The 25,545-nt window shown below is 42.3% G+C and carries 21 protein-coding genes; 8 read left to right on the top strand and 13 right to left on the bottom strand.

What is annotated here, in order from left to right; all coding sequences use genetic code 11:
• Nucleotides 1–200 precede the first annotated feature (200 nt).
• Together FIS9605_RS0117475 and FIS9605_RS0117470 are read right to left on the bottom strand one after the other, a co-directional pair.
• The gene (locus FIS9605_RS0117475; RefSeq protein WP_026733756.1) at nt 201–1,190 is read right to left on the bottom strand and encodes a glycerate kinase; all 990 of its coding nucleotides are present in this window, start codon (nt 1,188–1,190) and stop codon (nt 201–203) included.
• A gap of 163 nt (nt 1,191–1,353) precedes the next feature.
• Nucleotides 1,354–1,686, bottom strand: a complete 333-nt coding sequence (locus tag FIS9605_RS0117470; protein WP_026733755.1) for a DUF565 domain-containing protein — start codon at nt 1,684–1,686, stop codon at nt 1,354–1,356.
• Nucleotides 1,687–2,112: 426 nt separating this feature from the next.
• On the opposite strand from FIS9605_RS0117470, the gene FIS9605_RS0117465 reads away from it, so the two are divergent.
• The 6 genes from FIS9605_RS0117465 (at nt 2,113) to FIS9605_RS0117435 (ending at nt 8,261) form a co-directional block, all read left to right on the top strand.
• A complete protein-coding gene (locus FIS9605_RS0117465) occupies nt 2,113–2,679 on the top strand; it encodes a hypothetical protein (RefSeq protein ID WP_026733754.1) in 567 nt (188 codons plus the stop codon).
• 171 nt (nt 2,680–2,850) lie between these two features.
• A complete protein-coding gene (locus FIS9605_RS0117460; RefSeq protein WP_026733753.1) occupies nt 2,851–4,821 on the top strand; it encodes an ArnT family glycosyltransferase in 1,971 nt (656 codons plus the stop codon).
• A gap of 36 nt (nt 4,822–4,857) precedes the next feature.
• Nucleotides 4,858–5,010 carry a hypothetical protein gene (locus FIS9605_RS42765; RefSeq protein WP_155960449.1) on the top strand — a complete coding sequence of 51 codons (153 nt, stop codon included), beginning with the start codon at nt 4,858–4,860 and terminating at the stop codon, nt 5,008–5,010.
• A 441-nt stretch (nt 5,011–5,451) separates the two neighbouring features.
• On the top strand, nt 5,452–6,102 hold the full coding sequence (locus FIS9605_RS0117450; RefSeq protein ID WP_026733752.1) for a hypothetical protein: 651 nt from the start codon (nt 5,452–5,454) through the stop codon (nt 6,100–6,102).
• Nucleotides 6,103–6,448: 346 nt separating this feature from the next.
• On the top strand, nt 6,449–7,528 hold the full coding sequence (gene cbiD, locus FIS9605_RS0117445) for a cobalt-precorrin-5B (C(1))-methyltransferase CbiD (RefSeq protein WP_026733751.1): 1,080 nt from the start codon (nt 6,449–6,451) through the stop codon (nt 7,526–7,528).
• 418 nt (nt 7,529–7,946) lie between these two features.
• Complete coding sequence (locus FIS9605_RS0117435; RefSeq protein ID WP_026733750.1) at nt 7,947–8,261, top strand: hypothetical protein; 315 nt, start codon at nt 7,947–7,949, stop codon at nt 8,259–8,261.
• A gap of 196 nt (nt 8,262–8,457) precedes the next feature.
• On the opposite strand, the gene FIS9605_RS0117430 is transcribed toward FIS9605_RS0117435, so the two are convergent.
• From FIS9605_RS0117430 to FIS9605_RS37320, 7 genes are all read right to left on the bottom strand, one after another.
• On the bottom strand, nt 8,458–9,042 hold the full coding sequence (locus FIS9605_RS0117430; protein ID WP_026733749.1) for a Uma2 family endonuclease: 585 nt from the start codon (nt 9,040–9,042) through the stop codon (nt 8,458–8,460).
• Nucleotides 9,043–9,138: 96 nt separating this feature from the next.
• Nucleotides 9,139–9,543 carry a response regulator gene (locus FIS9605_RS0117425; RefSeq protein ID WP_026733748.1) on the bottom strand — a complete coding sequence of 135 codons (405 nt, stop codon included), beginning with the start codon at nt 9,541–9,543 and terminating at the stop codon, nt 9,139–9,141.
• 50 nt (nt 9,544–9,593) lie between these two features.
• Entirely contained in the window at nt 9,594–10,652 is a 1,059-nt protein-coding gene (locus FIS9605_RS0117420) for a hypothetical protein (protein WP_026733747.1), read from the bottom strand.
• A 316-nt stretch (nt 10,653–10,968) separates the two neighbouring features.
• Entirely contained in the window at nt 10,969–11,424 is a 456-nt protein-coding gene (locus FIS9605_RS0117415; protein ID WP_026733746.1) for an Hsp20/alpha crystallin family protein, read from the bottom strand.
• 202 nt (nt 11,425–11,626) lie between these two features.
• The gene (locus FIS9605_RS0117410; RefSeq protein ID WP_026733745.1) at nt 11,627–12,004 is read right to left on the bottom strand and encodes a response regulator; all 378 of its coding nucleotides are present in this window, start codon (nt 12,002–12,004) and stop codon (nt 11,627–11,629) included.
• Nucleotides 12,005–12,041: 37 nt separating this feature from the next.
• On the bottom strand, nt 12,042–15,971 hold the full coding sequence (locus FIS9605_RS39840) for a hybrid sensor histidine kinase/response regulator (RefSeq protein WP_026733744.1): 3,930 nt from the start codon (nt 15,969–15,971) through the stop codon (nt 12,042–12,044).
• A 110-nt stretch (nt 15,972–16,081) separates the two neighbouring features.
• Nucleotides 16,082–18,166 (bottom strand): response regulator, encoded by a 2,085-nt coding sequence (locus FIS9605_RS37320; protein ID WP_051470049.1) that lies wholly within the window; start codon nt 18,164–18,166, stop codon nt 16,082–16,084.
• A gap of 302 nt (nt 18,167–18,468) precedes the next feature.
• On the opposite strand from FIS9605_RS37320, the gene FIS9605_RS0117395 reads away from it, so the two are divergent.
• Nucleotides 18,469–18,684: a hypothetical protein gene (locus FIS9605_RS0117395; protein ID WP_331280959.1), complete on the top strand. Its 216-nt coding sequence runs from the start codon at nt 18,469–18,471 to the stop codon at nt 18,682–18,684.
• Between the two features lie 472 nt (nt 18,685–19,156).
• Here the strand turns inward: FIS9605_RS0117395 and modB are convergent, their stop codons facing one another.
• Nucleotides 19,157–21,043, bottom strand: a complete 1,887-nt coding sequence (gene modB, locus FIS9605_RS0117390; RefSeq protein WP_026733742.1) for a molybdate ABC transporter permease subunit — start codon at nt 21,041–21,043, stop codon at nt 19,157–19,159.
• A gap of 409 nt (nt 21,044–21,452) precedes the next feature.
• Entirely contained in the window at nt 21,453–22,247 is a 795-nt protein-coding gene (gene modA / locus FIS9605_RS0117375; protein ID WP_026733740.1) for a molybdate ABC transporter substrate-binding protein, read from the bottom strand.
• Between the two features lie 97 nt (nt 22,248–22,344).
• Here modA and FIS9605_RS0117370 point away from each other — a divergent pair, with 97 nt between their 5' ends.
• Entirely contained in the window at nt 22,345–22,785 is a 441-nt protein-coding gene (locus FIS9605_RS0117370) for a TOBE domain-containing protein (protein WP_026733739.1), read from the top strand.
• A gap of 38 nt (nt 22,786–22,823) precedes the next feature.
• Here FIS9605_RS0117370 and FIS9605_RS0117365 read toward each other — a convergent pair whose 3' ends face one another.
• Nucleotides 22,824–24,488, bottom strand: coding sequence for a mechanosensitive ion channel family protein (locus FIS9605_RS0117365; RefSeq protein ID WP_026733738.1), 1,665 nt, complete (start codon nt 24,486–24,488; stop codon nt 22,824–22,826).
• 54 nt (nt 24,489–24,542) lie between these two features.
• Nucleotides 24,543–24,923, bottom strand: coding sequence for a hypothetical protein (locus FIS9605_RS0117360; protein WP_026733737.1), 381 nt, complete (start codon nt 24,921–24,923; stop codon nt 24,543–24,545).
• Nucleotides 24,924–25,545: the final 622 nt, after the last annotated feature.

Here is a 25,545-nt window from a genome sequence, read left to right as displayed (position 1 = left end):
TTACCGACCCTGACAAATATGATAAGTGTTCACCCGAACCTGATATGATTTGGTTTATAAACCAATACAGTTCAGTTAGTACTCTTTGTGTCTTAGTGTCTTAGTGGTTTAAAGATGATCTTTTTCACCACCAAGACACCAAGACACCAAGACAAATTAATCATTTCAAGACTCGCACCTAAAAGGGGTAGATCAAAACCTTAACTGAACCGTATTGGTCTATAAACAGCACCAAAACTATGGTCGGAATTTACCTCAATCACCAAATCAACTAATTTTGGTGATTCAACCAACGGCTTGATGAATAATTCTGGATGGAGAGAAAGCCAAAAATAATTGACAAATTGCTCAATTTCTGCATCACTCATTCCCGATTTGCCAGCAGCAATCATTTGCCGTTCTGCCTGCTTGCGCCACTCAACACAAAGGCGGTAATCTTTGGGATACAGCACGATTAAGCTATCTAATCTTTGCCACAGTGGTAAATAATCGTAGAGTTTGTGATTCATGTCACGGGCAAATGCTTTATCCTCAGCTGTAAAAATTGGTGGTGGTGGGCGATCGAAAACGGCAGGATCGATTGGTTGCACACCTACGAACCAACCTTCAAATAAGACAATATCTGCATTCGCCACGATTTCTGGAGTAGTGCGATCGCCAGCACCACCGTGCGCTGATTTATCAAAGCGGGGAACTGCTACTGGCAGTTCACAGTTGCGAATCCGATCGAGTACAGTTAAACCTAGCTCAACATCGTGAGTTCCCGGCGGGCCGCGCCAAATCAATCGTGGATCTTGCTGTTGAAGAATTTGGCGATCGCGATAAGTTTTGTACAAATCATCCAAAGACAAACTCAGGGCATGGTATCCCAAGTGTCGGAGAATCAAGGAGAGAACCTGACACATAGTTGTTTTGCCAGTGCCTTGTCCTCCTAAAATACCTTGAATCAAGGGACGACCGAGTTTTTGCCGTTGCCAAGCTATTTTTATACCCAAAGGTAGCCACAAATTCCATAATACCTCTGGCATGGTATCTGGTTGCATCTGGAGATGAGTTTGGCAGAATTCACTGAAATCAGGATAGACAGATTTAAATAAATGCGTTAGCGTAGCTCTTCCGCAGGAAGCTCGCGTTTGTATAAATTCATCCACTTTTTCTGGTGCGATCCCAAAAGTTTCATAATTAGTCATTAGTCATTGGTCATTGGTCATTGGTCACTTGTTAGTAGTTAGTGGTTAGTAGTTAGTGGTTAATGGTTATTCCCCCATCTCCCCATCCCCCACTCCCCCACTCTCCCAGACGCGCCATGGCGCGTCTCTACATTTCCCCCCACTCTCCCATTCTCTCGTCTCCTCAAGATCCCAACTTAAATGCTTCCAAAAACAGACTATAAGTGAGGCCAATTTTTAGATAGTTGATGGATTGTACCCAGAATATTTGTCGCCCCATAACGCTGCGATTGTAAAATATTCTGTTGGCAATTTCTGTTGTTAATACTAAAGTTCCAGCTACTACAATATCCCATTCAGCTGTTTGTCCAGCTGTAGTAGCAACTGCGCTTCCCAGGAAAAAACCAAACAATAAACTGATTATCAGTATCGATATCCGCCGCCAAGGATTGAAAATCCATTGTTCTAACCGCCTAACAATGGTATTAAACAGGGTGTTAAGACGAGTGTTTTGCATGAGTGAGGCATTGCTAAATCAAAATCTCATTAAATATCCCATTTTGAGGATATTTAGGTTTAGCATAAAGTTGTGTGGATTGTATCAGGGTTTTCTGAGGTTTTGGGGTGAATATTAAAATTATTAAATTATATCATCTTGAGCGAGTGCAAACAAAAAAGCGAAGCATCAAGGAATTTTTTCCTAAACTTCCTTCTGTGTTTATACTCAATCCTTCCAGTTCCTAATCCCAATGTGCCTAATTCCCTGTACACTATGGGGTTCGGACTAAACCCTTCTATGTGGGAGCCACGAGTTTCCTTATCTTTTTGAATTCTAGCTCCAAGAGAGCCTGTGGTAGTCAATTTAACTTGATTGCCAGTTTTGGTATTAGGCTACTATTTGAACGAGCCTAGAAAAAATACTTATTTCTAAATCACTATCAATATGAAACCGTCAGTGTACCGTCACGCTGTTGCAGCAACTGCTTGCTTAGGATTGCTGTTGCTGCCTGTAGGATGCTATGAAGTGAAAGTATCCTTTGAGTCTGAGTCTACACAGCCAAATACATCTTCTAGTCAGTCAGATTCAAATACCCAATCAGAAAGTGCGATCGCTTCTACTGTAAGCACTCCTACTCCTACAAAATCTCCCCTTAAATATCATGATCGCTCAGCAGTCAAAGGGGTAGGTCAAGGAAGCTTACGAATGAGCAATCAAACCGAACAGCCCGTGCGTCTTGCTCTACTTGTACGGCGTGCAGTAGTGAAAAGCCCTTCTGGAAAAAACCCACCTGTCTCAGCACATTGGGATTTTGCCCCTGGAGAAGGTAGTGAGAAGGGGCTAATTTTATCTCTGCCTAACAGTAACGTGAAACTGGAGAAGGGAGATATTTTAGTTGCTTTTGCACAAGATGGTTCCCGTCGCTACTGGGGGCCATATGTTGTTGGGGAAACACCTGCTCCTGTGTGGAATCCGCAAAAGAAAGAATGGGAGTTGATTCTTAGTCAATAGTCATTGGTCATTGGTCATTGGTCATTAGTCATTGGTCATTGGTCATTAGCTTTTGACAAAGAACAAAGGACAAAAGACAAATAACTAAGAACAAAACATCAGTAAATAACGACTATTGACTAGTGACCGTTAACTATAGTCTATTGACTAATGACTAATGACTAATGACTAATGACGATTCGTGCTTTTGACCAGTTGTTAAATAATATTGGCAAGCGTCCAGCCCTTGCTGTGATGCTGTCGATTTTGTGGTTAATTTTGATTGGTGGGATCGCATTCTTTTGGCATTTAGGCAGTATTGGCTTGATCGATGAAACAGAACCACTGTTTGCCGAAGCTTCCCGCCAAATGTACGTTACGGGTGATTGGATCACACCGTTTTTTAATGGCGAAACTCGTTTCGATAAACCTGCTTTGATTTACTGGTGTCAGGCGATCGCCTATTCTATTTTAGGCGTGAATGAGTGGGCGGTACGTCTTCCCAGTGCGATCGCGGCGATGGGGGTAATTAGCTTAGCTTTCTATACTGTGCAGTGGCACTTGTCAAGAGAAGATGCCCTCAAACAAGCTTCTTATCCTCCCAGACGTTGGTTCACAGCTTGTTTGGTAGCCGCTATTATGGCACTCAGTCCCGAAATGATTGTTTGGGGAAGAACGGGTGTCTCAGATATGCTGTTGACTGGTTGTATAGCATCAGCTTTGTTGTGCTTTTTTCTGGGATATGCAATAGGGGATAAGGGACAGGGGATAGGGGACAGGGGACAAGGAGGACAAGAGGGACTAGGGAGAAATTCTCCTTCGTCTTCTCCCGATTCCCGATCCCCGATCCCTAATCCCCAATCCCCAATCCCTAATAATTGGTATTTGGCCTGTTACGTACTAATTGCTGGTGGAATTTTGACCAAAGGCCCGGTGGGAATAGTCTTACCAGGGTTAATTATTGGTGTATTTCTGCTTTACCTGGGTAAATTGCGAGAGGTTGTGCGGGAAATGCGCCTTCTTTTGGGTATGCTGATTATCTTGGGCTTATCACTGCCTTGGTATGTGCTAGTGATTTGGCGCAATGGCTGGAATTTTATTAACGCCTTTTTTGGCTACCACAACATAGAGCGCTTTACAGAAGTAGTCAACGGTCACACAGCTCCTTGGTATTTTTATTTTCTAGTAGTATTGCTGGGTTTTGCTCCATACTCAGTTTATTTGCCGCTGTCAATGGCGCGGTTAAAATTTTGGCAGCGCAAGTACTGGCGTTCTCAAGAACGTTCGCAGCAACTTGGTTTATTTGCATTTTTCTGGTTTGTTAGTATCTTTGGCTTTTTCACCATTGCTGTCACTAAACTTCCCAGCTACGTTTTACCCTTAATGCCAGCAGCAGCTATTCTCGTGGGACTATTGTGGAGTGACCTCTTGGGAGGAGTGGGAGAGTGGAGGAGTGGGAGAGTGGGGGCTAGGGGTCCCCTCTGGGGTTGGGGGCTGTGGGGGAGTAGGAGAAATTCTGAATTGTTCATTTCTCCCCATCTCCCCCTCTCCCCCTCCTCCCTCCTCTGGACTGGCTGGATAAATGTGGTGTTTATATCAGCGATCGCAGTAGCACTGTTTTACGTACCTCAGTTAATAGGTATAGATCCTGCTGCTCCTCAATTCCGTCAACTACTGCAACAGTCGGGTTTAACAGCTTTGGGGGGAATTATCTGGTTAGTTTGTGCGGTAATCTTGGCAACCTTACTACTGCGTCGCCGTTGGCGTTTTTTAATCGGTGTGAATATGGTAGCATTTGCAGCATTTTTGATTTTTGTTCTGACTCCGGCTTTATTTTTAGTAGACCAAGAACGTCAATTACCTTTACGAGAATTATCGGCGATCGCTGTACAAACTCAAAAACCAGGTGAAGAATTGGTTATGGTTGGTTTCAAAAAACCTACAGTTGTTTTTTACACTCAACGTCCTGTAACTTTCATAAAAATGACGGCAGCAGGGGGAGAATATATCAGAAGTCAGGCAGTTAATAAAACACAGCCTGCTTCGATATTAGTCCTGGCTCAGCCGAAAAAGTTTCCAGAAATGGGCTTGCACTCATCTGATTATCAAAGTTTGGGAAAAAGTGGTGCTTATGAATTAATTAGATTACCTTTGATTAGGTAGGTTATTGATAAGTTGATCGGTGTGATTGTTTGAAATTTGAATAGAATTATTTTTGAATCCAATGCCCAATTAAACATCAAGGGTTCATTGATCGCAAGTACAGCAATTCACCTCAAGGAAGGCAGAAGCACTTTGTTTAATGCGATCGCTACGTGGAAAGGATTTTCATCGCTGGAGGTGAACTCTTAGTTCATGAACCACTAACTCCAGAGCAAAAGTTATAAAATTGAAATGGGGTAAGCTTCAGCAAGTAAAAGCAATACAACTGCTTTTTGAGTATGCTGGAACAGGCAGCAAAGTGGCTGTTTGATCTACTACCTGAGAAAAGCAGATTTCTATAAGTGGATACTAAGGGCTAGGGCGTGTTTTCAAACTCCTAAATGTCATTCTGAGCGAAATGAAATGAAGCGAAGAATCTCGTAAAAATCAGGGTTATAGAGATGCTTCACTACGCTGTCGCTTCGTTCAGCATGACAAAACTGATACTTTGAAAACACACCCTAGGGTTGAGCTTTCATGATGCTGATGCAAGCTAAGGTGTAGTCAAGGAAGTAACAAACAGCAACTATCGTCTCAACTATTCCAAATTTGGAATAGAAATTTTCTTTTGGTGTTTTAACAGGAATTTCCATGAGCCATACTACCATTCTGGAACCACTTGCAGAAGAACAGTGGTTTATTGATAGCCCCGACTTGCGACAATTCGTAGCCGTAGCTATTGACATTAACTATCGCACAAGTAGCGGCGATCGCGCGGAAACTCTCAATGCGCTTGAACCCTATTTCAGTCAACTGCTAAAAAAACAGGGTTGGCTACCAGAGCGTTTTTTGCAACCGAATCCCGACAGCAGAATCGGAGGTGAAATTGGTCAATGGTTGCTGTATCGTTCCCAGGATCGTTCTTTGACTATTTTTAGTTTGGTAATTCCTCCTAGTTCAACCACTCCTGTTCTGGATCATTTAGCTTGGGGACTAGTTGGTTTGTATAAAGGTAGACAAGAAGACACAGTGTACCGCCGTGTGGATAAAGGCGATGTAGAAGGGTGCGCCAAATTAGAAATCGTTGAAACACGCCAACTCAGGGTCGGTGATATTTACAGACTTTTGCCTCCAGATGGTGACATCCATGCAGTCAAGACAACAACAGTATTTGCACCTTCAGTATCCATTCATGTCATTGGTAACGATACTGGCTGCGTCTTGCGACATCAGTTTAACCCAGAACAGGAAAGTGTACGTTCTTTTCGCTCCGGATACTCTAATGCATTCTGCAAGGAATAAGTGAGTTGGTGTGAATAAACGTAACTTTGCGTTACGGCTGTTAGTGGTTAGTAGTTAGTGGTTAGTAGGCAGGGCGTTGCTGAATCGCGCTATGAATCCGGATGTAGAGAGGCGATATATCCCCTCTCTACAAGGGTTTTGGCATTACGCAAAATTATTTTCATACATGAAATCAGCAACGCCATAGGCAAATATAAGTCTAACCAAAAATCTACAAACCTTCTGCCAAGTAGAGACGTGCCATGGCACGTCTCTACAACTTGTTACAACAACAAGCCAGTCGCATAGGACTGGCTTTAATATATTTCATAATTCATAATTCATAATTCATAATTCATAATTCATAATGGCTCGTACTGGTTATACTCTGCCAGTTTTTGCAGTAGCCGCCGCTAAGGCTGCTTTCATGCACCTGGGTGCAAACATAGAATCTCATTTACGTGTTGAGATTGACCTTCTTCCGGGAAAAGCAGAGATTTCTGTTTTACAAGTAGCGATGCTAGAACCTGAAAGTGCCCTAGCAATCACGCTTAGCGATCCAGGCGATAATCTAGATTTAACTCGTAACACACCCATTTGGGCTTGGGTGAGGTTATCACAGAGGCAGTCCCAAGCTTTGATTTTGGAAGCTGGCGAGGGGTTGGGAAAAACAATCTCTGGAGAAGCAGCGATTTACAGCTACGCCCGTCGCCTATTCGATGCCAATTTACTCCCACTCATTCCTCCAGACCAAACAGCAACAGTGTCGATTATTCTTCCTGAAGGTCGTCAGTTAGCACAACGCACTTCTAATGAAGCTTTTGGGATTGTGGAGGGACTGGCACTGTTAGGAACAAGTGGAATTTCTCAACCCCTGTCTGCCGCTGACCACTTGGAAGAATTACGTCTGCAATTGCAAGCTAAAGTCAAAGATAGTTCTGATTTGGTGTTTTGCATTGGTAGCAACGGTATGCAAGTAGCACAACGTTTAGGCATACCAGAGTCGGCTATTGTTCAAACTGGTAACTGGATTGGTGCAATGCTTGTAGAAGCTGGACTAACCCATGCAAATTCTGTCTTGCTATTGGGATACCAGGGCAAACTGATTAAATTAGCAGGTGGCATTTTCAATGTTTCCAGTCATCTAGCAGATGCCAAATTAGAAATTATTGGTGCCGCTGTGATTGCAGCTGGGGGTGATTTAGAAGCTGTGCGAACTGTTTTAGATGCCAAGACTGCGGATGCAGCACACCAAAAATTGATGGAATTTGGAGTAGCAGAATCTGTATTCGAGATACTGGCTGACAAAATTAGTCATAAAGCTACAGCTTATGTGCAGAAATATGCAAATGTTGCCTTAAAGGTTGGTACTGTTTTATTTAATCGTAAAGGTGATATTATCAGCCAAGACTCGCAAGCAAAAGAACTTTTACGGAAACAAGCCTAAGAGATTGTCTGAAAGGCGATCTATTTTTTAGCGATCGCCCAAGTCTTGTAGCAACGATCGCAATTTCCATAATTTCCCCAAAACTGAAATGTAATAAATCTGGTAACAACTTTACAAGAGCGATCGCACCTAGTCATGACAAACTTGTTAACTGCGAAGGTGTATCAGGTCAAGTAACGAAGAGCTAGAAGGAAATTGTTGATTATCAAGGGGTTTATTCGCTAGTTTTGCACCAATTTGAAGCTTTTTCGCCTATTATCAATAGCTTATTTTTTTCTCCACATCCTAACTAAATAAAGTAGCTACTATTTAATTAAGCCATTAGGTCTTGCTTAATTTTTGGCATCAGCCAAATCATTCCTAAGTTTTGCAAGAGCATCTTTATTCCAGCAACATACGACTGATGAGGTCTAAACATATGTCGAACAAATCCTTAGCCTTTGGTCTAGTAGCTGCTGCAATGCTTCTCGCTCCAACTACTGCCATAGCTGACGATCAAAGTCAATACAATGAGCAGAGAACTTATCAAAATGGTGCTGCTATAGATGGCAGTATCAATGTTCAAAACTCTGAGACTTACAGTTCCCAGGAGCAAATTCAAAGAAACGACAACAATTATGACGACGGTTACTACCGCCGTCCTCGCAAGGATGATGGTTACTATCGCCGTTATCGCGACTATGATGATGACCGTGACTATCGCTACCGTGACGACTACTACTATGGCCGTTAGGGCATGGCCTATTCTTCCGGCTTCAAATTGTGCCTTTTAATTATTTCTTAATTTTCCGACTTAGATAACCAATCTGCGACAGCCTCAGCGATGCGATCGCTGAGGTTTGTGTCTTTGAGAACCACTACTGCACTAGAATACAATACAGTTCAGTTAGTACAATTCAATCCTTGGATTTGACTTTGGACAAATTTGCCTAAATTCCAAGTGAATTTGTATTAAATTCTACATCTTCGTAAGATTCTGCTATCAGCATTGTTAAATCTACAGATGAAAATTTAATAAAATCCCGAGGAGATTTCAAAACTTCCAAAAACCAATTATTTTGATTATTTTTACGGTAAATATCAACCCTAATCTGGGATTTATAGACTAATACATACTCGTGTAAACTGTCTATATGCCGATAATTCATTAATTTCTCGTTACGGTCTATGCGTTCCGTAATGGGTGAAATAACTTCCACTATCAAACAAGGTTGAGTTTTGAAAAATTTTCCTCTGTCTTGTTGATTAGCAATCACAAATATATCTGGATAGTAAAAAATATTTAATGGTTCAATTTTTAATTTCATCGTTGATGAAAAAATCCGAAAATCTGTACTATATAAATGCGTACGTAACCTAGTAAATATATTTTCAGTAATTATTTTTTCTACTTGGGTTTCTCCCAATATTGGATAGACTTGTCCAGCAATATATTCATGGCGAGCAAAACTTTCTAGTTCAAGTTTGAGGTATTCATCAACACTAAGATTTAAAAATCGGGCTTGATTGTACATTATGTTAAACACTCATAATTAGAACCGACGCATCACTAGGCATAAAAAATAAAATTATGAAACCTTATGTTAATATGTGTCGTTAGTTTTTGAGAATTATGCCTTTAAATTTTCTACATTCCAACCAAGAATTTTTGTCATTTTTGTGACTAGGGTGAGAGGGTCAAATGGTTTAGCGATCGCCCCCACTGCACCCAATTCTAAAAACCGATGTGGCTCGGTCAAGCTCCATTTTGCAGTTAAAAATATGACTGGAAGTGACTGAGTTTTGGGATTTAATTGTAGTTTTTGCAGGCAAATAATGCCATTCATTTCGGGCATCATTCCATCAAGAAGGATAGCATCTGGTTTCTCTATCTCTGCCTTGATTAATCCTTCCAAACCCGATTTCGCTACTACTACCTCCCAACCTGCAAATTTTTCCAGGCAGGCTTTCACGATGTATTGCATATAGGGTTCGTCATCAATAAAGAGAATTTTTTTGGTTGCTTTGGTTGTCATTGTCTCTACCTTCTTATTCTTAACAAGTTAAGAAAACTACGCCCCGTAACCTATTGAAAGAATGCTTGCTGCATTCCTTGAATATAAGGCAGCAAAATTGCATTCTGTTCTGGCTTTACACGCCTGATGATTTCATCTATTAATAATTGCATCCATTTTTCTAAAATCTCCCATTTAACTTCTACTTTCTCTAGAACTATTTTGCACAAAGGAAGTAGTTCTTGCTCTATTGGTACTAGACTCTGCTCTAAAATACACAAATAGAGGTAGGCTTGAAACATATTCAAGTCACGAATGCTTGAGTGTGCCACATCAGGATGGGTTAAATTGCCACTGCGGCTATGGTAATTGGGGAAATGTTCTACTAATTGCGAGTAAACAGTTTTGGAAATTCCTTCAGAGGCAAGTAACATTTGCTCTACAAGGATTAATGTCGGCGAATCCAATTCTTGTTTGACACTAGCAGCGCAGATTCGTTGCCAAGGGATTGCGACTTGCTCTTCAATAAACTTGAAGTAGGGACACAATAGTATTTTCTCAACTGGTGCAAGCAGCTTCAGAATTAATTTATTGGTGAATTTCAATTGTGTAGTCATAAAGCCAATAGCACGCCAGTCTTGACATGCTGTATGTTCGCCTTGAAATGCTATTAATGTTGGTTCAAGTGTATATGCTAGCTCCTCAATTGGAGGTATTCCCCATACGCTAAAAAGATTCCCTTCATCATAACCTGCTGCTTGCAATCGCTCTACTGTCAGTGAATCAGTACTTAGCAATTGTTGTTGATAGATATTAAGTATTTGACAATACACAATTAAAGTAATTTCAGTTATTCGCCTCGCTTCGGAAAAATCTAAAACATTGGGAATATAATTGTAGAGTGATTTAGTTAGTATCCATGCCATCTGAGTATTGATATTTAATGAATTAAGCTTTAATTTGGTAGTGGTTAAAGCTCGCCCTGCTGGTGAAGCAGCTGCACTAAATGAATTTACTGAAGGTTCTTCAAATAATGATAGAGAAGATAAGTCCATTTTGTAACGCTGTGCCCACAACTTAAGCAAGCGTTCAACAGAGGGATTTTTAACAATTTGAGCGGGTTTAAGCATAAATTTTTCTTTTCTTTTTTTCGTAATTTATTTTTGAATGTTTGTTTTTTTTAAGGGAGTAAATTCACATCTTGCACGCCTATGCAACAGCCACCAGGCAAGCCCACCACCCTCGTTACCAGGTTCAACCTGGTAACGACAGAGCCTCTTGCTCTTTCTAGGCAATTTGAAATTCAAAATTCAGATTTACAGCAATACCAAGACTAAATAGTTAGCCTTATGTCTGCTATGCAAGTGATAAAATCTTTCTAAAAACTATTAACCAGCTTTCGTAAATAGCTGTATATATGCCTAAATATTACTCTGCTGTAATCTCTCAAGAGTTAAGAATTTGAACTTTAACTGGACGACGCGATCGCGATGTTTTCGGAAGGGCAACTAAGGTGAGAATATTGTTTTTTAATTTCGCGATCGCAGTTTGGGATTGAATTAATCTTGGCAAGGGAATAATGGTTTGAAATTGACTACTGCCAAATTCTAATTTATAGTATTCGTCATCTTTTGCTGATTTAAGCTGCTCTCCTCTGATCAAAACTACCTCATCGGTGACTTGAACATCCAGACTATCAGCCACTACACAAGGAATCATCGCACTGAAAATGATTTCTGACTTTGTTTCAAAAATCATAAATATCGGTATGCGATTATATGCGCGATCGTTCAACCACAATGATGAAATATAGTCATGCCAATCCAAGTTACTCATGACATTGTTTAGGCACTGCTGCACAATATGCATTGGTTGTAAAATTTGCCAATCCTCTGAAGCCATGACATTTCCTCTTGCAATTGATTGAGTAGAAGCCACTCAGTCACATCACGACAAAAGACTAAGGTGCTTTTGTCTTAAACTAAGCAAACAAAATGAGGAAATTCTGAGGATTGTCATTAATCCATAGTCAAGGGTCAATGGTCATTAGTTATTAGTATCAGACAAAGGACTGTTGACTGTTGACTGTTGACTCTTGACCAATCTATTTCCAATTTAGAGCTTCAGCCACCTGATCTGCTAATCTCAAAGGGTCAAAGGGTTTGGCAATCACTCCTGCAATACGCAACAGTGAATATTGTTTATAGTTATTTTGCTGTACCTTAGCAGTGAGTAGAACTACTGGAATGGCTCGGGTTGTAGGGTTTTCTTGAAGCTTGTGAAGCAGGGTGACTCCATCGATATCAGGCATCATTACATCTAGCAGAATGGCATCTGGGTGTTCAGCCTCAGCTTTACGTAAGCCTTCGCTACCTGAAGAGGCTTTCAGCACTGTCCAACCGCCCAATTTTTCCAGACAAGCCTGAATTACCGTAGACAGATGCTTTTCATCGTCAATTAATAGAATGCTCTTTGCCGTCATAGGTAAATAAGGTAATCAAGAGATAGGGTTGCTAATATTACTCTAGCGGTATCGGTAAAGTAAAGTAGAAAGTGCTGCCTTTACCGAAGATACTTTCTGCCCAGATGCGCCCTCCGTGCTGTTGGACAATTTTGCGGCAGATAGCCAGTCCTAGCCCTGTTCCTCCCTTTTGACGGGAGTCTGAGACATCAATTTGTTGGAATCTGCCAAAGATACTTTCTAGTTTGTCAGCAGGGATGCCTCTGCCTTGGTCTTTGACTTTAAACAGAACTCGGTCGGCTTGGTCTTGAACACTGATTGTAACCACAGTTTCTGCTGGCGAAAATTTAATGGCGTTACTCAGTAAATTTACTAGTGTTTGAATAATTCGATCCTGATCGACCCATATCTGTACTCTCGAAGGTAAAAGGGAAATGGTGATGTTGTTTTCCTCAGCTAGGGGTCGCAAAGTTTCCATTGCTTGTTGTATGAGATCGGCAGCATCACACCACTGTTGATTTAACCTGATTTTGTTTGCTTCTAGCCGCTCTAGGTCAAGAATGTCATTCACCAACCGTACTAAGCGCTCCGACTCGCTTGCAGCAATCTCCAACATTTGTTTAGCTGCTTTTGGTTCGTTGTCGAGTACCCCAGCAGCGAGTAATCCTAGAGAGCCGCGAATAGAGGCAAGGGGCGTTCGCAGTTCATGGCTGACAAGTGAGATGAACTCGTTTTTCATTTTGTCAATTGCCCGACGTTCAGTAATATCTTGAATTTGTACGACTAAGTATAATGGTTTACCTTGACTATCTCGCACTAGGGAAGCACTGCAAATTACCCAAACGATGTCACCATGCTTGTGGAGGTAGCGTTTCTCGATTTGGATTCGAGAAATTTCGCCTGCTAAGATTTGGCGTATAAGGTTAAGGTTCCTCTCGATGTCATCTGGATGGGTAATTTTCTCCACAGTCAGATCATTGAGAAATTCCTGTTCTGTGTAATCTAACATTTTGCATAGGGAGGCATTGACTTTTAACCAGTGACCATTGGGACTGACTAAAGCCATGCCATTCACGGCGTTGTCAAAGGCACTGCGAAAGCGTTCTTCGCTTTCCTGTAATTCCTGTGTCCGCTCTTGTACGCGAATTTCTAAAGCTGCACTGAGTCGTCTAAGTTCCTCTTCTGCTTGCTTGCGATCGCTAATATCTTGCCCAATGCCAATTTTGCTCCCATCGGATAGGCGCACATCTGCCCAGGAAGTATCTATCACTCGTCCATCAGCAGTTCGAGTTTTAAAGTCCTGCCATTTTCCTGTAGCTGCCTGGATTTGATCCAACGCTTTCTGAAGATCTTCTGGATTTGGGTAACACTCAGTTAGTATGTTGCTCCCTTTTTCTTTTAATTCTGCTTGTGACCAACCAAGAACCTTTTCCAGTTCTCGGTTAGCCAACTGAATTTGACCATTGCGATCAAATAAAATCACCATCACGGGAATGCGATCGAATATGGTTTGCAGAATTTCTTTCTGTTGTCTGAGTTCTGCTTCTGTGCGCTTGCGATCGTCAATGTCGGTGATCGAGCCAACCATTCGCGTCGGGTTTCCTGCTTCGTCCCAAAGTGCTTGCCCCCGCGATAGAATCCATTTGTAGCTGCCATCCTTGCACTGCATTCGGTATTCGGCAACGTAGTGCTGGGTTTGGCGATGCACATGAGCTTGGAAAGCACCCATCATTGCGTCGAGATCATCGGGGTGTATACGCTTGCTCCATTCACCAAAATCATTCAATTCACGATCAAGATACCCCAAAATCTCCCTACATCTGGGAGAAAGGAAGTGTTGATTGGTTTTCAGGTCATGATCCCAAATGCCATCGTTGTTACCTTTGAGAGCTAACTGCCAGCGTTCTTCGCTGTTTCTCAGAGCCTCTTCTGCCTGCTTGTGAGCAGTGATATCTATCACCACACTGGTAACTAGCCAGCAGTCTGCGGCTTTGTCTCGTCGAGAAGTGACGCTTTCTGAGTTCCAACGCAACGAGCCGTCTTTGTGAAAAAATCTATACTCCACTGCGATCGGACGTTCTGCAAATATTTCCTGAAAGCCTGGTAACAAAATTGTTTCTATGTCTTCAGGTACAATTCGTGACCACCAAAGCTTTGTGTCTGCCATGAACTCTGCTGCTGTGTAACCAAAAATCTTCTCACAGCCAGGAGAGCAGTATTCATATTTCAATGTTTGATCTGAGTAAACCCGGAAAAAGCAAATGCCGGCATTCACACTGTCAAGCACAGCATTGAGCTTGGCTTCCGAGGCTTTTAGGGCTTCTTCTGCTCGTTTGCGATCGCTAATATCAGTAGCTGCACCCAAAATCTGCTTGGGTTTGCCATCATATGTTCTCATGAATACACTATCACGGCTGAACATCCACCGCCATTCACCGTTTTTATGCTGCATTCGATACTCAAACTCAAATATTTCGCCATCTTTGGCTGTATCAAATACTTTGATATATTCCCGAAAAGCCGTAATATCCTCAGGATGCATGAGTTGGGAAATAACTGCTGTTCCCATTTGTTGCACTTCTTCTGGTCTGTAGCCAAGAATAGAATAGAGTTCAGAGTTGTTGTAGACACCCCGCTGTTCGATCAAGTCATAAATGTACAAAACATTGGGACTAGCCTGAATGACTGCTTGCAACCAACGCTGGCTTTCTTTGAGTGCTGACTCTGCCTGTTTGCGATCGCTGATGTCGCGGAGCAGCCAGCGCCAGCCCACTTGCTGACCCTGTTTGTCATGTATATTACTCACAGCGATCATCGCAGGGAAAGGATCTCCTTTGCGTGGCTGTAGGTAAACTTCCCAGCCTTGCATCTCCTGCAACTGCACTAATCGAGTCCCAAAGCCCTTGCGTTCTGGCTCAGCAATAAAGACGAGCAGTGGTTTGCCGATTAAACGCTGCTGTTGTATGGAAAGTAAGGTGGCTGCTGCACGGTTTGCTTCTCGGATATTTCCCCAAGTATCAGTTACTAAGTATCCATCCGGAGCGAACTCGAACAAATCTTGGTAATGCTGACGTTCTAATTCTATTGCTTGACGGCTTTTAGCCAGTTCTTCCAGGGTTAGTTGCAATTCGTGGTTGGCTTGCTGGAGTTCGCTGGTTCGCTCTTGTACTCGTCTTTCTAAGTCTGAGTTAGCTTGTTGCAGTGCTGCTTGAGCCTGCTTGCGATCGCTAATATCTTGAACAACAGAGATAAAATATTGAGGCTCACCACATCCTTGGCGAACTAGAGAAACAGTTAAATTAATCCAAATATAGGTATTATCTTTACGAATATAACGTTTTTCTAGCGAATACGTTTGAATTTCACCAGTCAACATCCGGACAACGTACTCTAAATCGAGATTTAATTCATCGGGATGTGTTATGTCTTGGAAAGTTAGCGTTAGCAGTTCCTCGCGACTATAACCCACAATGTCGCAAAGTTTCTGGTTCACCAGCAACCATTGTCCATCTAGTCCTACATGGGCGATACCAACAGCTGCTTGGTTAAATGTAGCTTGGAAACGTCCTTCGCTCTCAAGAAGTTGCCTATTTAGCCGAGTTTTTTCTAATACATTTTGAACTGCAAGATGGAAACTCACTGGCGTTGTATGTTTTTTAACCAAGTATTCAGCGGCACCACTTTTCATCGCCTGTACTGCTATCTGTTCATTTCCCCGACCCGTTAGTATGATGACTGGAAGGTTTTTTTGACCAAACAGAGTCTTCAAACTGTTGAGAAACTCCAGCCCATCCATATCTGGCAGCAGATAATCTATTACAATCACGTCCGGAAATTGCTGCTGACACAATAAGAGCGCCTCTTGCCCAGTCGCAGCCTCTAAAATTCTGTAGGTGTGTTGCTTATCCCGTAGTAGGTAGCGACGATAGGTTTCTCGGTCTTCCAGGCAGTCATCAACAAGCAAAACTGTTTGTGTAATTTTATTCATTACAACTCCCGGATTATACTGTAAAACCAAGAAATAAAACCAGCGATCAAGGATAACTTGGTAAGAATGAAAGTATAAGTCGAAATCTTACAGCAGACTTTATACAGACTTCAATTAACGGGATTTTGGAAATTTCGGGTTAAAACCTTTGCTGGAAAATTCGCCAGTCTGTACCGCGTTTGCACCCGCTGCAATCGATTCAGCACGCGTGAGACTAGTTCTGTCTTGACAATTGGTTTACTCACATAGTCATCTGCGCCCATAGCAAACACCCTGGATACAGTTTCTATATCCGTGTGAGCAGATAAAAACAGTATTGGTATCCCACCCCAACGGGAATCATTACGCACCACCTGGCACAGATCTAGTCCACTGAAATGAGGCATATTTACATCTAAAATCAACAGATTGGGAGCAGAAGCTTCCAGAGTTTCCCAGAAACGTTGGCTATTTTCCAAAGTCGTTACCCGAAGTCCCCAGGATGACAGGAGGACAGACAGGACATTTAATATCTCAGGTTCATCATCCACCACCATCACTTTAGCTTCCACTTCCTGAGTCTGATTTAGTACCTTAATGACTGTTTGGAGAATGCGATCGGCAAGCATCGGTTTGTGTAAAAAAGTATCCGCTCCCAGACGAGCCACTTCCAATCTGAGACTCAACTGACTCTGGGCGGTAAATACCACAACTGGAATTTCAGGTTTTTGCTTAGTTAGTTCTGCTAGCAGCGTTAGTCCATTTTCTGTTGTGCTGGGAAAGGTGAGGTCTAGCAGAATGATATCAGGAGGATTGCCAGCAATTACTTTCCAAGCAGAAGTTAAATTTGTTACTACCTCAACCTGCAAGCCCCAAGCCATTCCCTCTATCTTCAAATGTTCGGTCAGCACTGTGTCATCATCGATTACCAGTAGTCGAGGTGAGGAGTGGGAGAGTGGGGGAGTGGGGGAGTGGGAGGAAATGCAGAGACGCGCCATGGCGCGTCTGGGAGAGTGGGAGAGTGGGGGAGTGGGAGAGTAATTTTGAATTTTGAATTGTTCATTTCTCCCCATCTCCCCATCTTCCCCTTGTCCTTTCACCACAACTTGCCACAGTAAATCCACCAATTCTTTTATCTGTAGTGCTACACTGCGATCCGCATCTGTCTGATTCTGGAGTAACTGCTCAATTTGCCGTACCACCTTTGAGCCTTCTGGCAAGCCCAAAGACCCCAGTGAACCAATTAAGCGATGCACCTCTGCTGTTGCTTTTTGACGCAGTGTATTATCGAGGGTTCCATTGGCAAGGAGAGCGATCGCCTGCTCAAATAATTCAATCTGTTCGCTGAGACTATTTTTAAATTCTTCTCTCATCTTTGCAACTACAGCCATAACCTCTGTTTCGGCTTCTATGCGGGATTGAGAAGGTGGGGTGATGGGGTGATGGGGTGATGGGGTGATGGGGAATGGATCGAATTTTTGTATTTTTAATTTTGAATTTTCAATTGTTAATTTCCCTATGTCTTCGTTTCCCGTCTTCTCCCTTTCCTCTTTCAGACGATAGCCCAATCCATAAACTGTCTCAATCAAATCTTTGTTCATGCCAGCTGCTTTTAGCTTTCTTCGCAAGCCCTTAATTTGAGTTGTAACAGCTTCTTCTCCTGGAAATTCGCCCTCAGGCCAGACAAGGTCTAGTATGGCACTGCGACTGAAAATCCGCTGAGGATTTCTTAGCAGAAGTTCCAGTAAACCATACTCTCTCGGGGTGAGGTGCAGACGTTTCTCGTTGTAGGTAACTTCCCTAATTTTCAGATCCAATTTTAAGTTTTCCCAGGTAAGTTCCTCAGCTAATATAGTCCTCCCACGTCGCAGTAGAGCACGTACTCTAGCAATTAACTCTAAAAAATCAAAAGGTTTGATTACATAATCATCTGCGCCAGCATCTAAACCCATAACTCGATCTGTGCTACTGTCTAGAGCAGTTAGCATGAGAATTGGCACTTCATAACCTTCGCTACGGAGTTGGCGACAAATGCTAATACCATCCAGCCCAGGCAGAAGCACATCCAGCAATATCAGGTTATAGTCATATGCTTTTGCTAACCTCAGCCCAGTTTCACCGTCGTTTGTGGCATCTACCACATAATTATGGTCAACGAGTAATTTAGAAAGTGTTGAAGCGGTACATTGATGATCTTCTATTAGTAAAATTTTCATTTAAATTACCTCTTTTGTAAAATGTGTGTCAAGATGGTAATTTCTTTGTCGGTCAATATACAAAAAAGATTCTGTAAAATTTATCGAATCTGCTGTAAGAGGGGAGGTAAGACCAAAACTCGGACGAAAGTTTAAGTTACAGCACTCGCCTGTGAGTACAGAAGCCTCTAGTGTAGCGTAGCGAAACTAGGGGTAGTTTACGAGCTATTTGCAGACATTTTTTCCATTTCTATAATAGAAGTGCATAAATTGATTTTACTGACACCCATTAATAATACACAGAAGAAATCTAGGTTATAGGAATGTTGTTGCATATCTCAGAGAATATTCAAGTAGGTAACAAAGTGTTGATTTTAGCTCCAGAATATGTAGCCGGAAAAGTGGGAGTAGTTTGTGGACGAGAAACTCTTTTAGATGTTCGCTCTAGCGATCGCTGGCTCATCCGGTTAGACTTTGAAAATATGGTGGTTTCACTAAACCCAAGTGAGTTTCAGGTTATAAGTCAGAGTCAAGGGTAGGATCATCAACAGAGTAATGAAGTTACTGTCAGTCACTACCTATGCATTCAAAAAGGGGCTATTAAACCGCCCCTTTTTTAGTAGATTTCAAAAATATAGGAATCCGATTTGATTTATGAAAAAATCTAAGTATCTGTAGGGTGTGTTACGCGATCGCGTAACGCACCAAAGCCTTTGGATGGTGCGTTAGCCAGAGGCATAACGCAACGGCAATAAAGGGGGAGGAAAATCCACACCCCTTTTTGCCTCCCCTACGTATATTTCAAAAATCAAATATGAGTCCTATATATTTAGTTAATAGTAATCATTACATCCGATGATTTGATAACAGCATAAGTAGGACGGCGTAATTAATTAAAGGTTTGTAGTGTAGACGCTCGTAAGAACGGCTTCCCGTAGGACTTTAGTCCTCTATGTTACGTGACTTAACATAGTTGGATTTATTCCCGCCGACTTACTTATACTTGTTCATTCATTTCATTAACATCAGTCGCAATGAATCTAAACGAACGTACCACGGTAAAGGTTTATCTTTAAGAGTCGCCCATTTTTCCTTGAAAATCTCTGCTTGCAGGTGGTAATCGCGGCTAATTTTCCTAGAGGAATGCAGTCTTAAAAATAGCGTCATGCGGTGCGGCGTTTCACTAGTCCTTACCAACCAACAAGGAAAGGTATTTTCTTGGTTGGGGTTATCGGTGAAGGCAATTTGATGAGCGCGAATACCCACATGGGAGAATGAGTTGGGTATTGATTCAACAACTTGCAGAGTGCAATCCCAGTCAACAGCCTCCACTACTTGCGAGGATATAGCAACAGCACTGGAGAAGTTTTTGCAACCTGTTAATTGAGCAACACTCACAGTGGTGGGATTTTCAAAGATATCGTATTTTGTGCCATGATGAACGGCTTTGCCATGCTCCATCACCAACAGATTTGGACAAACGCGGTAGGCCTCTTCCATATTATGGGTGACAAATAAGCTGATGCCTTGATAATCAGCAAGTGTTGTCACCATTTGTTGTTCCAATTGACTGCGTAAGTGGGTATCTAATGCGGAAAATGGTTCGTCTAACAGCAATGCTTCCGGACTAGATGCCAAAGCCCTTGCTAACGCAACCCGCTGCTGTTGCCCGCCAGAGAGTTGATGTGGATAGCGATCGCCCAATCCCTGTAACTGCACTGCCAGTAATTGAGCTTCTACTCGTTGCTTGATGGCTAACTTCGATAGTCCTTTCGGCAAACCAAAAGCAATATTTTGCGCCACAGTCATATTGGGAAACAGAGCATAATTTTGGACTACGAACCCAACGCGGCGATCGCGGCTAGGTAAATTAATTCCCTGTTCAGAATCAAACAGTACTCGCCCATTCAGAACTATACGGCCTTTGGTTGGTGTTTCTATACCAGCAATGCAACGTAAAACCATGCTCTTACCAGCGCCAGATCCCCCTAACAATCCTAGGGGTTGCTCGTCAGCGTTAAAGGAAACTTTTAAATGAAAGCCAGGAAGTATTTTTTCGATATCTACAATTAGTCCAGAAATAGGGGATTGGGGATTGGGGATTGGGGATTGGATCTTTTCTATGCTCGATACCCGATGCCCATTGCCCATTGCCCATTGCCCGTTGCCCGATGCCCGATGCCCATTGTCCCTTGCCCATTGCCCAATGCCCCTTATCCCCCTGTCTGCTTTTGTGCTTTTCTCCCTGCACTCCTGCCAAAAGTTGACGGCAATAATTCCAGATAGAGAAATCATTATAATGGCAATCGCCCAGAACCAAGCTTCATTTATTGCTCCGGCTTCCACAGCAAAATAAATCGCCATTGGTATTGTCTGTGTTTGTCCGGGGATATTGCCAGCCAGCATCAGGGTAGCACCGAATTCACCCAAGGCACGGGCAAAAGCGAGAGTTGTTGCCGCTAAAATTCCAGGGAAAGCCAAGGGTAAACTGACGCGCCAAAATATATTCAATTCATTTGCACCCAGAGTTCTCGCTACCCGTAAGAGATTCCGATCTATTTGTTCAAAAGCTCCTAGTGCGGTTTTATACATTAACGGCAGGGATACTACTGTAGCGGCGATCGCAGCACCGTACCAAGTAAAAACAATGCTAAAGTCGAAAGCTTCCATGAGTTTGCCCATCGGGCCATTTTTGCCAAAGAAAACCAGCAGGATGAAGCCCACGACTGTTGGAGGTAAAATCAGGGGAGCAACTAAAATACCTTCAATCAGCGATTTGCCCTTGCCACGATACCCCAGCATCCAGTATGCAGTTGCAATACCAATAAAGAAAGTAATAAATGTAGCAAGCAAAGAAGTTTTCAGCGATATCCAAAGGGGAGATAAATCTTGTGGCATAGTTTTAGGGACTTCCAAATCAAAAAATATCCAATCGTTCGCGAGACTTGGATGACAAGGAAGACAAGGAAAGAAGGAAATAGTGTTGGATGCAGGAGTTGGATAATTTATTTTTTGGAATTCCCTGAGAAGGCAGTCTCTATGAAACAAGTTTCACCGCCAGGTATGAAAAAACCTCACCCCCTACCCCTCTCCTTGCTTAGGAGAGGGGTGTCCGATCGGACGGTTAAGGTTACTTTCAAGGCAGAGGGATAAGCCCTAGGAGTTTCCATACTTTATAGAAATTGTCTATGTACCAACTAGTTAACCAAAAAGTTGGTAGTAAAAAAGGTAAAAAGCAAGACAGTTTTGCAAAAAGCCAAAAATTAAATAGCGATCACAATCCTAGTCCCTATTTTCCTAGGAGTTATTAAGGCAAGATAAAACCCGATTTTTGCAGTACAGCCTTAGCTTGTTCGCTAGATAAAAACTTGACAAAATCCCGTGCTGCTTGAGTATTTTTACTTCTTTTTAAGACTGCGATCGGATAGACAATCGGAGAGTGGTACTTTTCATCAGCAGCAACGACTACTTTGACGTTGTTAGAAATTTTGGCATCAGTCATATAAACTAAGCCTGCATCAGCATTGCCGCTTTCCACTGCTGCTAAGACTTGACGCACATTGTTAGCATAAACAAGCTTGGGTTTAATCTGTGCGTAAATACCCAATTTCTGGAGGACTTGCTCGGCATATTGCCCCGCAGGCACACTTCTTGTTTCGCCAATGGAAATTTTCTTAATTTTGGAGTCTTGTAGATTGTTAAAGCTGCTAACACCTGTAAAATTGTTTGGCACAATCAAAACCAGACGGTTTTTTGCTAGGATGCTACGGGTGTCTGAAACTAGCTGCCCCGATCGCTCCAAAGTGTCCATCTGCTTGTTGGCAGCAGAGATAAACACATCTACAGGCGCTCCCTGTTGAATTTGTTGCAGTAAAGCACCAGAAGCTCCAAAGTTATATCTAATATTGACATTTGGTTGACTTTGTTGGTAGATGGTCTTGATTTCTTCCATGACATCTTTCAAACTGGCAGCAGCAGACACAAGCAAATTTGTGTTTGACTGTGCTACCACAACAGAAGGAGTCAAAAATGGCAAGCCAACTGCTACTATCAAGCTAGTAATTGCCATGCCAATTAAGGTAAAAAGTTGTCTTCTTTTCATTGATCATCCACCCTTGAAGAGTGCTTTTGCCTAAAATTGGTGGTTGGTAAAATCCTACCAAGATAATCCCAAAATTACCAAATAATTTGGTAAAGCTATGCCAAGAAAAGAACAAGGATGGATCACATTTCAAGCTTCAGAGGAAGAACGAAAAATTTTGGAAGAGTTGTCTCAAGAGTCACAACGCACTAAAACAGAGATTCTCCGGGAACTTGTGCGTGGACTTAGTCAACATTCCTCGCGATCGCCACAATCAATACCAACCAAGCAGACACACCAAAAAGATGCTGACACTCACAAGGCAGAAGTTACTACTTCCAAAAAGCCTCTCAAAGTTAGCTCTCGCAATGTTCTCAAAGGTGTAGTGACAAAAGTTATTCGAGGAGAAGTTAGCTCTCAGGTGACTTTGAAGGTTGTTCACGAAGTAGAGTTAACTTCGATTATTACTACCGCGTCAGCAGAAGAGTTGGAGATAGACGAGGGAACAGAAGCTTATGCAGTGATTAAATCCAATGATATTGTCATCGCCAAGGATTAAAACCGAGTTAATTTTTTTGACGATCAACTTGATCTGACTCAATCATCTTGATTGTGATTTTTGGTAGAAGGATTAATTGAACCGTTTAAGTTGCCGATCTGCGACTGATTTTTTAACCAAGCGATCAAACCTTCAGAAAGTTGAGACAAGGAATTTTCTAACTTAGGTGAAACTTTCAAGGGTAAACTTCCAGACCGCAAATGCAGGGAGCGTTGCGGAAAAGGGATCTGAATATTTTGCTTGCGTAGGATTTCGTCAATCCGAAAATATAAATCGCTCTTGATTTGAAACTGCTTGCGAGGTTTTGAGATCCAAACCAACAACTGAAAATTTAAAAAATCGTCGCCATATCCTTGAAACCAGACTTGAGGTGCTGGTTTTTTTAATACATCAGCATTCTCGTGTGCCGCTTCCAGTAGTGCAGAGCGTACGGTATTCATACTTGCGCCATATGCCACGCGCACGGGTAATACTAGACGAGATGCACGACTATGATGGCTCCAATTCACTACTTCCGTATCTAATAAACGAGAATTTGGCACAATCACTATGATGTCATCTAGGGTGCGGATGTGGGTACTGCGAGCATTTAATCGCTCTACCGTTCCCATAAACTCCCCAATTTCCACAAAGTCCCCAACTTGAATAGAGCGTTCAAAGGTAACAACGAAACCGCTGACCAATTCCTTAGCAACTCCCTGCAAGCCAAATCCAATCGCCACACCCAAGACGCTAGCTACTATTGCCAGAGAACTGATATCCAAGCCCCAGATTTGCAGCAGAACAACTGCACCGATAAAAATCAGACTGTAGTGGATAACGATGGCAATAGATTCTTGAACACCTCGGCTGATAGTGGTGATACGTAATACCCGCGATCGCAACAGATTAGTGACTGCTCCAGCAACAGCCACCAATCCAAAAAACAGGCAGATCAGGATAATTATATTAATGACCGAATAAGAACTTTCCCCGATAGAAATGACTGGTGAGGTCAAACTCATCCTGAGAATATTGGCAATCTGCCGACTCCACTCCCGCGTCAAAGGGAATAAGTCAGTAATGTAAATAGCTGTTCCTATCCACAAAAGCGCACGCACTGCAATCAGCGTCAATTGTAGAAATAATTCAATTCCCTTCGGTTGCGCTCCTGTGTCGGGATGACTAGCTTCCCTTGGAACCAAGCGCCGCAACCAATACTGCCAAATCCAACCTAAAACTTGATGAACAGCAAAGGCAGCCAACACGAACAAGACTGCAAGTGATATCGCCCTCCAAAAATAACTTAACCTTCGTTCTTCTTGACCTTGACGAACTGCCTCAGTAATCCGTTGCGCCCACATTTGGGCTTGTTCCTGCTTTGTTCTACCAGTAGGAGTATCTTGTGAGGTAACAGTCAGCAAGTGGCGTCCATTCACCCGAATCACCGGTAATTGATTGCTTTCTAAAATCTCCACCTTTGCAGGTTCTGGAGAGCGGACTGCCTCTTTTAAAATCATGTTGGCATCAGCCGCACGATTATCAGCACTAAATTGCCCAGTTTCGCTAACTTCAAATAGCTGGCGACCATCTAGTGTAATCGCAGCGGTTGGTTTTGGTTGGGCTTGCACTGGCACTTTACTAGTGAGAAACCATCCCAAAATCACCATCAAAGCAATGGCAAGGATAGCAGCAATTTTCCGAAAGCGATGAGAGTGACTCATAAATTAGAAACTTACAGTTTGGCAGCATGGCAATCTTGTTCTCAAACAGTAATTTTATTTGAAGAATTTGCCATGCTTGGGACAATAGTCAGAGCAATTCATCGCTTCTTCAGTGAGAACTATTGAAGGTTGTACGGCACAATGAAGGTAATGATTATTTGAAAAATATCGACAGGTGTAACAGGGAAGTTTGTGTGAGGAAGTTAGGGGTAAAAAAATCTTATTATCTTCCGTCAATGTCCTCATCTTGGACAATATAAACAAAAATCCTGCCCAAATCATGATAAAGCCGATAGTACTTCCTGCGGCAATTGCTGCATCAGGGGAGATTATTGCATCGGAATTTGTATCATTTAATTTTACTTCGGTTTGGGTTTCCTGATTTAAATTTGCATCCTTTGCTACCTGTTGTATAAATATTTTCTGAAAATACATATTTATTACCCTTCATGGTATCTATTTACAGTATTTTTCAAGCATTGCTGTAAGTTTGCACATTTGCGATGTCAAAAACTGTACTCCCAATACTTCTCAGATAAGCGCGCTTGATCTTCATTTGTGTCTGGTAAAAGGTAAAAGGTGAAGGGGTAAGGGGTGTGGCTTCGATCTCGATCCTTTTTCCTTTTCCCTTTCCCCTTTAACCGAGAAGTATTGACTATACTCCTACACACCACAAGAGTCCTTTCTTTAATATTGACTATTTAAGAGGATGTCTGAGAAATCAAAAATGTCACGCTATAGACGCGCCAGTGGTTTCCCGCAGAGTATGGAGCGATAGCGTAGTAAGCATCTTAAAACGAAACCATTACTTAATGCCCATCTCAAGAACCCATCAGCAAACTTAACTGACATAGAAGTAACTGATGTGATGCACCCACTATTTGGGCGAAGGTTTGCAGTGATATCCATATCAACCCCGCCAAGTGGTGAGGGTCATGCGGTAGTAGCCTATCGAGGTCATATGCGCTTACGCATTCCTTTATCAGCAACCCAATTAGCTCTCCCAAAACAGTATTTACGTACTAAGCTCACATTAGAGAGTGTGACTGAGTTAGTC

The sequence above is a fragment of the Fischerella sp. PCC 9605 genome, assembly GCF_000517105.1.
Lineage (GTDB): Bacteria > Cyanobacteriota > Cyanobacteriia > Cyanobacteriales > Nostocaceae > PCC9605.
The sequence above is the reverse complement of the archived record's forward strand: the minus strand, read 5'-3'. Positions and strand labels throughout refer to the sequence as shown.

Excerpts from the sequence above, each read along its gene's own strand:
- cbiD (WP_026733751.1), top strand. The coding sequence starts at position 6,449 with ATGGCTCGTACTGGTTATACTCTGCCAGTTTTTGCAGTAGCCGCCGCT.
- FIS9605_RS0117365 (WP_026733738.1), bottom strand. The coding sequence starts at position 24,488 with ATGAGTCACTCTCATCGCTTTCGGAAAATTGCTGCTATCCTTGCCATT.
- FIS9605_RS0117430 (WP_026733749.1), bottom strand. The coding sequence starts at position 9,042 with ATGTACAATCAAGCCCGATTTTTAAATCTTAGTGTTGATGAATACCTC.
- FIS9605_RS0117465 (WP_026733754.1), top strand. The coding sequence starts at position 2,113 with ATGAAACCGTCAGTGTACCGTCACGCTGTTGCAGCAACTGCTTGCTTA.
- FIS9605_RS0117475 (WP_026733756.1), bottom strand. The coding sequence starts at position 1,190 with ATGACTAATTATGAAACTTTTGGGATCGCACCAGAAAAAGTGGATGAA.
- modA (WP_026733740.1), bottom strand. The coding sequence starts at position 22,247 with ATGAAAAGAAGACAACTTTTTACCTTAATTGGCATGGCAATTACTAGC.
- FIS9605_RS0117450 (WP_026733752.1), top strand. The coding sequence starts at position 5,452 with ATGAGCCATACTACCATTCTGGAACCACTTGCAGAAGAACAGTGGTTT.
- modB (WP_026733742.1), bottom strand. The coding sequence starts at position 21,043 with ATGCCACAAGATTTATCTCCCCTTTGGATATCGCTGAAAACTTCTTTG.
- FIS9605_RS0117425 (WP_026733748.1), bottom strand. The coding sequence starts at position 9,543 with ATGACAACCAAAGCAACCAAAAAAATTCTCTTTATTGATGACGAACCC.
- FIS9605_RS37320 (WP_051470049.1), bottom strand. The coding sequence starts at position 18,166 with ATGAAAATTTTACTAATAGAAGATCATCAATGTACCGCTTCAACACTT.
- FIS9605_RS0117435 (WP_026733750.1), top strand. The coding sequence starts at position 7,947 with ATGTCGAACAAATCCTTAGCCTTTGGTCTAGTAGCTGCTGCAATGCTT.
- FIS9605_RS0117395 (WP_331280959.1), top strand. The coding sequence starts at position 18,469 with ATGTTGTTGCATATCTCAGAGAATATTCAAGTAGGTAACAAAGTGTTG.
- FIS9605_RS0117420 (WP_026733747.1), bottom strand. The coding sequence starts at position 10,652 with ATGCTTAAACCCGCTCAAATTGTTAAAAATCCCTCTGTTGAACGCTTG.
- FIS9605_RS0117470 (WP_026733755.1), bottom strand. The coding sequence starts at position 1,686 with ATGCAAAACACTCGTCTTAACACCCTGTTTAATACCATTGTTAGGCGG.
- FIS9605_RS0117415 (WP_026733746.1), bottom strand. The coding sequence starts at position 11,424 with ATGGCTTCAGAGGATTGGCAAATTTTACAACCAATGCATATTGTGCAG.
- FIS9605_RS0117410 (WP_026733745.1), bottom strand. The coding sequence starts at position 12,004 with ATGACGGCAAAGAGCATTCTATTAATTGACGATGAAAAGCATCTGTCT.
- FIS9605_RS0117370 (WP_026733739.1), top strand. The coding sequence starts at position 22,345 with ATGCCAAGAAAAGAACAAGGATGGATCACATTTCAAGCTTCAGAGGAA.
- FIS9605_RS0117460 (WP_026733753.1), top strand. The coding sequence starts at position 2,851 with ATGACGATTCGTGCTTTTGACCAGTTGTTAAATAATATTGGCAAGCGT.
- FIS9605_RS39840 (WP_026733744.1), bottom strand. The coding sequence starts at position 15,971 with ATGAATAAAATTACACAAACAGTTTTGCTTGTTGATGACTGCCTGGAA.
- FIS9605_RS0117360 (WP_026733737.1), bottom strand. The coding sequence starts at position 24,923 with ATGTATTTTCAGAAAATATTTATACAACAGGTAGCAAAGGATGCAAAT.